Raw genomic sequence first — 6,125 nt, 5'->3', positions numbered from 1 at the left:
GGGCGGCGCCCGGCCGCCGCCCCGCCGCACCGCGCCGCGCGCCCTACGTGAAGAGGACTACCCACTTGGGTATACAGCCGGGGCGGCCGGTGGACCACCCCACAGCCCGCCCGACCTGCACTGAACACACCACCGAGGGTGGTCCACCCAAGGCCGGAGCACCAGACGGAGGCCACGGCGGACGTGGTAACGGCCCACTTACCGGCCCAGTCACAGGCGGAGTCACAGGCCCGCCAACGGAGTACCCCCACCACGGACACGACCGCCCATCAAGACTTCACCGGACCCCGCCAACCATCCTTCCCTGTCTTCCCGTCGCCACCGAATACCCATCCATTCTCACAGCGGCTGCACACGGGAATATTCGCCCCGATAAGAGGGCTAGGAATTGTCTTTCTCCTCGCACGGATAGGCATTGGGGATATCGCACAGCTCCACCCGGTCACGGCAGTGAGCCAGCCGCCAGATCGGCGCACCGGCCCCTTCCACCGCCAGACGGTGGTGGGTGGTCAGGTACACCCCCACCGTGCCGGTGCAGGCGGAGGCGAGCGTGCGCGCCGCGTTGTCCTCGCGCTTGTCGGAGTGGACTATGAACAGCACGATCGATGGCAGCTTGCTGGTCTGGGCCAGGAGCGCATACCCCGGCATCTTCTTCTTGAGCTGGGTGAGGGGTTCGGTGCCGGTGTCGTACTCCACGAACGCGTCCACCACGGTGACGCCCTGCTCCCAGCGCACGAAGGCGTCCGGGCGGATGTAGCGGCCCCACCTCTCCTTGCACTCGCGCTCTGACCTCCACCGGAGCAGATCAGCACCCACCTCACGGGCGCTCCCGACGAACTCCGCGCGGGTCTGGGCCAGGCCGAGGATGTGGTCCAACCTTGGCGAGTGGGCCAACGCCAAGACCCGGTCGGAGCGGAAGTTCAGCTCCTCGGGCTCCTTGCCCTGGTACAAGGCGACCAACACCGCTCCGGTCGGGGACAGGATCCAGTGGTCAGGGGCGTTGCGGTCATGAGCGTGGCGGCGGAACCGATTGAGCAGCCCGTACCGGTACAGGGTTAGCAGCCGGGAGCGGGCCCGGCGGGGTCCGGCGTCGGGGAAGTAGATGCGGTGCAGGTGGTGGGTGGTCATCACCTGGTGCTCCCACAACCCCACCAGGATCTGCCGGTCCCGGTCGGTGATCCGGGGAGCCAACCGGGCCAAGGTCTGCTCGTACTCGTTCACGCACGCCCTCCCAGGGGTCGTCGCCCTTCTCCGCCTTACGTCCCTCATAGGGAGACAGGGCCAAGCAGGAATGCGACACTGAGCCGAAGATTCAGGCGTGCGCGGGCGTTGCTGCGATCACGCCCACCCATGAAGTAGGCGGGTGGTGCCGCTGAAGCGACACCACCCTCATCCCGATCCGAACCGCTCAGCCGACCGTGTTGAGATAGGTCCGGACCACCGCGGCCAGATCGGCCAGGTCGTCCGGAGCCCGCTGTGGCGGAGCGGCCAACAGGTCACCCTCAGGAACGCGGGGACAGGGAACCCGCGTGCGGATCTGGGGTGGCGGAGACATGTAGGGGCGGACGAGAGCGCCCCACTCCTCATCCGGATCGTCCTCGGGCGCGACGTCGAACCCGTCCGCGTGGTCGTCGCGCTCCCAGTACGCGGCCACCTCTTCGACCGACGCCACCCGCCTCGCCAGGATGCTCGCTTCAGATGCGGTCGCCGACACGGCCGGAACAGGTGGCTGCGGGCGTCAGGCACCGGAGAGATCGCGGCCCTGGCCCGCTTGGGCGGGTCGGGGACGAACACGAACGTCAGCATCGTGGCCAACGTCGCAGTAGCCAGGGCCCAGAGCTGGCCCACCAGGGTTCGCTGCCGCCTGCGGTGGCGGCCGGTAGCATGTTCCACGGTCATCCTCCTGCTTCCTCAGGTGGTTGATCACGCCCCGACTCGGTGGCTCCAACACCGATCGGGGCATCTTCGTGTGTGCCGCTGGGGCGGGTGTCATTGGCCTCGTGGGGCTGCGCTTCCCGCCATCGCGGCGCGTACTCGGTGGCGTTCAGGCGACCAGGTCGCGGTGGGGGTCGATCAGCGCCCACACCGTCAGCGGACCGCCTCGAAAGCCGGTCCACCACCACTTCTCCGCCAACGCCGCCACCAAGCGCAGCCCGCGCCCGCACGTGGCGGTGTCGCTGATGTGGGTGGTCAAGGTGGGAACCGTGGTCGGCCGCAGAGCTCGCGGCCCGTCATCGGTCACGGAGACCAGGACGATCTGGCCGGGCAGGACCTCCACCGTGACCTTGACCCGCCCGCACCGGGCGCCTGACGCCGAATGCCGTACCGCGTTCGTCACGAGCTCGCTGACGACCAGCTTGACCGCGGCGGCCGCCTCCTCGTCCAACCCGGTGGCCCCCGCGCACCAGGTCCGGATCCGGCCAACCTGCTCCGGGGTCCCATCGAAGTAGGCGGCGGCCACCCCCAAGCGTCCGCTCCTCACGCGCATCGGCAGTCCCGCCACAGCTCGGCGGTCCTCGCTTTGACCGCACCGCGGCCTCGGGACGCGATCCCCACCCCTGTCTGGCGGCCGTCCAGGGTTCGGGCTGCTTGGGCTCCTCATAGCTCAACCTCCTCAGCGACAGCGGTTCGAAGCAGGGCGCACCACAACACGGCCGGAGGAGGACATACAGGACTTCCAGCACTAACCGTGACCGCGCAGCCACGCCACATGACACCGATGATGCAGTGGAAAATCTTCCATAACAAGCGTTCTCAGAAATCTTTCTGAAAAAGCTTCGATTCGAGTGTTCGGTAGCATCACTCCCGTGACCACGCAGACACGATGTCCTCACCGGACACACGCCTGCCCGGCAACCGACGACGAAGACGAGGAGAAACGTGGCGCGAGCACGTGGCCCGGCCGGCAGCAAGCGCAAGTTGGGTCTGTGGCTGAAGGAGCAGCGCACGAAGGCCGGGTTCACGGGCAAGCAGGTCGCGAACGAACTCGGCTGCGGTGACCCGAAGGTCTTTCGCATGGAGGGCGGGCATGCCGTGCCCAGCAAGCTCGAACTCGACCACCTCTTCGAGCTCTTCGGCATCGAGGACGACAGGGAACGCGACCTGATCCGCCAGCTCGCGGCGGACGCCAAGTCACGCCACTGGACCAGCGAGTTCGAGAGCGTGATGCCACCGAAGTTCGACATCTACGTCGGCCGCGAAGAGGACGCCACGAGCGTGCGCGTCTACGAGACCCACCTCATCCAGGGCCTCCTCCAGACCGAAGACCACATGCGCCCCCTGCTCACCGCGACCAACCCCCAGGAACCCGCGAGCGACGTCGAGCGGCTCGTCGAGTTCCGCAAGCGCCGCCAACGGATCCTGGACAGGGATCCGGATCCGCTGAACCTGTGGGTCGTCATGGACGAGGCCTCGATCCGCAGGCCCGTCGGCGGCGTTGAGGTCCACCGCGCACAGCTCCAGCACCTGCTGGACCTCACCGGGAAGCCCAATGTCAACATCCAGGTGATCCCGGAGAGCGTAGGAGCGCACGCCGGACTCAGCGGCCCGTTCAGCATCCTGGAGTTCGAACCCGACGAGCCCGAGATGATCTACATCGAGGGCCAGGGCGGAAACCTGTACCTCGACAAGGCGCGCGAGATCCGTCGGCACAAGCAGTTGTGGAACCACATCGTGGACGTCGCGATGTCCACGGCCGCGACCACGCGCTACATCAAGAAGGCTATGGAGGAGCTGCCATCATGACTCACCCCTCGGGCCGACCCCGCCCCACACAGTCGAGGTCACGCAGCAGCCGTTCACGAAGTCCACGTTCTCCGGTGGCCAGGTTCCTGCGTCGGGATCAAACGCTTCGGTGACTGGACCGTCGTGGGCAAGCACGAACTGGGTGCCGCCAGCCCGACCCTGTTCTTCCCCAACGCGCACTGGGACAAGTTCTGCTCATCGATCGCACGCGGGAAGCCGGGTTCGGTGGGCGAGGTGGCTGCGGTGTTCACCTCCGACGGAGGCTTCACCCTGACCGAGGCCAGCAACGACGCCGCTCCCACCATCGCCTACGACAGAGACGAGTGGGACGCCTTCAGACTCGGGGTAGAAGCCGGAGAGCTGCGCAGCGAGAATCCGCGCGGCGTGCTCGTCAGTTGACACCATTCGGAAGACATCCGACCGGTTCTCAGAGAAGAATCCGCGCGCAGTGGCCAATCCGTCCACCGACACGTCGTGCGGATCCGTCGTCTCTGAGGACCGGCCCACTCCTCACGGTCAGCCCTGGATCAGGCGGCTGTCGAACCCTGAGGCAACAAGGGACTCGTAGGCCTCACGTACCACCAAGGGGACGTCCTGGTCGATGGCGAACCCGAGCTTGGGATACTCCATCACCCGCTGGAGGTCACCGACCATCATGTCGATGACGAGCCCTGCGTCCCCGATCTCCTTGACGTAGTCGCCCAGGCTCAGCGGCGCGGAGGCACACACCACCTCAACGTCGGGCCACAGTTTCCGGGCGATCGCGAAGGCACGCCGTTCCATGTAAGGCATGCAGACCAGGAGCACGGTGGCGGGGGCGATGCCGTTCGCCGCCAGGGCCCGGCGAGAGAAGGTGATGTTCTGACGGGTGTTCGACGCCTCCGGCTCCACCAGGATGACGGGATCAGGCCATGGCTCACACGCCTGAGCTTCAACACCAAGGACCACGGTCAGGGCGCCTACCTGGCACCCTTCGGGACCTCGCTGGGCAAGGGCGACTGCGGGCTCGTCGGTCGCGGCAACAAAGCCAACGGCGTCATCTCCGCCAGCGGCGGCGCGGGAGTGGAAGCCCTGGCCGGAAAGAACCCGGTGCACCACACCGGCAAGCTGTACACGCTCGCTGCCACGCGCCTGGCAGACCGCATCCACACCAAACTCGGCATACCCAACGAGGTGGTGCTGGTGTCCCGCAACGGTGACCGCCTGGACGATCCGTCGTTCGTAGGCGTCCGGCTGGCACAGCGAGGCAACCGTCTCGACCACGATGCCGTCGAGGCGTTGGCTGCCGAGACGCTGGCCGAACTGCCACTGCTCTCCGAGCGCCTGCTCGCCCTGTCCCCGATCGACCGCTTCCGTGACCCGTCGCTGGTCCTGGAGGTGTGAGCCGGTGACGGACACCGATCTGGCCGACCACAGCGTCGTCCTCGTCACCCTGGACTCTTGTCGCTACGACGTCGCAGCAAGCGCGCACACCCCAAACCTGGAGACGCTCGGCCCACTGCTGCGAGCCGAGAGCCCCGGGACCTACACACTCCCCGCCCACGCCGCCTTGTTCAACGGCTACCTTCCACGGCCGGTCACGGAAACTCTCACGATCGGCGGGCGCAGCGTGGACGCGATCTGGCGCTCTGCGGCGGCCCGGTCCTCGAACCGCCAGGTCGACATCCCCTTCAACGGCCCCGCTCTGATGGCGCACTACGAAGGGCAGGGCTACCGGGTGGTAGGAGCGGGCGGCGTCACCTTCTTCGACTCCGCCGATCCCGCCAACAGCCTGCCAGGGCTCTTCCCGGAGTTCCACTACTTCGGACGGCTCTCCCGCGCTCCAGCCACCCCGGAAGCGCGTGTCGTTGACCGCGACGAGGATCTGCCCCTGGCGCACATCCGGATGCTCGCGGATCTGTGCCTGGAAGCCGACCGGTTCTTCCTGTTCGTCAACTGTCCCAGCACCCACATCCCCTATACGACCCCCTTCAGTCCCCTGACCGAACAGACCAGCGAACTCCTCCGACGCCTCTACCGGCTGCACGACTCCCAACAGGACACCTCTGGAGATGACGCCCTGACCCCCGAGGACATCGAGGTGCTTCTGGGGATGCAGAGGCGGGCCCTGGAGTGGGCCGATGTCCGTTTGGGTGACCTGTTCTCACGACTGGGCACACGGCATCCCCTGGTGGTGGTCTGTGCCGACCATGGCGAGGAGTTCGGAGAAGGCGGCAGGTTCGGACACGGGCACCCGCACCCAACGGTTTCCACGGTCCCCCTCTGGTGCGGCGTGTTGGGCGGGGTGGGGTGCCCCGAGGTTTCCGGACAGAGATCCAATACGATGATCCTGTAAGGAAACGAGGGGAAAATTGGGCAGGGCAAGCAAATACTCACCGGAG

The 6,125-nt window shown here is 66.9% G+C and carries 8 protein-coding genes; 4 read left to right on the top strand and 4 right to left on the bottom strand.

Annotated features, from left to right (window positions below):
* Positions 1-381 precede the first annotated feature (381 nt).
* From BJF83_RS00300 to BJF83_RS00290, 3 genes are all read right to left on the bottom strand, one after another.
* Positions 382-1,221 carry a replication-relaxation family protein gene (locus BJF83_RS00300; RefSeq protein ID WP_075924706.1) on the bottom strand — a complete coding sequence of 280 codons (840 nt, stop codon included), beginning with the start codon at positions 1,219-1,221 and terminating at the stop codon, positions 382-384.
* A gap of 187 nt (positions 1,222-1,408) precedes the next feature.
* Positions 1,409-1,672 (bottom strand): hypothetical protein, encoded by a 264-nt coding sequence (locus BJF83_RS25815; RefSeq protein WP_083678350.1) that lies wholly within the window; start codon positions 1,670-1,672, stop codon positions 1,409-1,411.
* A gap of 372 nt (positions 1,673-2,044) precedes the next feature.
* Positions 2,045-2,503, bottom strand: coding sequence for an ATP-binding protein (locus BJF83_RS00290; protein WP_262391197.1), 459 nt, complete (start codon positions 2,501-2,503; stop codon positions 2,045-2,047).
* A gap of 377 nt (positions 2,504-2,880) precedes the next feature.
* Between BJF83_RS00290 and BJF83_RS00285 the strand changes: the two genes are divergently transcribed.
* Entirely contained in the window at positions 2,881-3,744 is an 864-nt protein-coding gene (locus tag BJF83_RS00285) for a helix-turn-helix transcriptional regulator (protein ID WP_075924705.1), read from the top strand.
* Between the two features lie 123 nt (positions 3,745-3,867).
* Positions 3,868-4,143, top strand: coding sequence for a hypothetical protein (locus BJF83_RS00280; protein WP_075924704.1), 276 nt, complete (start codon positions 3,868-3,870; stop codon positions 4,141-4,143).
* A 117-nt stretch (positions 4,144-4,260) separates the two neighbouring features.
* On the opposite strand, the gene BJF83_RS00275 is transcribed toward BJF83_RS00280, so the two are convergent.
* Positions 4,261-4,635: an ElyC/SanA/YdcF family protein gene (locus tag BJF83_RS00275; protein ID WP_262391196.1), complete on the bottom strand. Its 375-nt coding sequence runs from the start codon at positions 4,633-4,635 to the stop codon at positions 4,261-4,263.
* Here BJF83_RS00275 and BJF83_RS00270 point away from each other — a divergent pair.
* Positions 4,606-5,127, top strand: coding sequence for a methionine adenosyltransferase (locus BJF83_RS00270; protein WP_316042165.1), 522 nt, complete (start codon positions 4,606-4,608; stop codon positions 5,125-5,127). The genes BJF83_RS00275 and BJF83_RS00270 overlap by 30 nt on opposite strands.
* Positions 5,128-5,131: 4 nt before the next feature.
* Positions 5,132-6,079 carry a sulfatase-like hydrolase/transferase gene (locus tag BJF83_RS00265; protein ID WP_075924703.1) on the top strand — a complete coding sequence of 316 codons (948 nt, stop codon included), beginning with the start codon at positions 5,132-5,134 and terminating at the stop codon, positions 6,077-6,079.
* Positions 6,080-6,125 lie beyond the last annotated feature (46 nt).

Origin of the sequence: Nocardiopsis sp. CNR-923 (genome assembly GCF_001942255.1) — a bacterium.
In the GTDB taxonomy this organism is placed as follows: domain Bacteria; phylum Actinomycetota; class Actinomycetes; order Streptosporangiales; family Streptosporangiaceae; genus Nocardiopsis.
The sequence above is the reverse complement of the archived record's forward strand: the minus strand, read 5'-3'. Positions and strand labels throughout refer to the sequence as shown.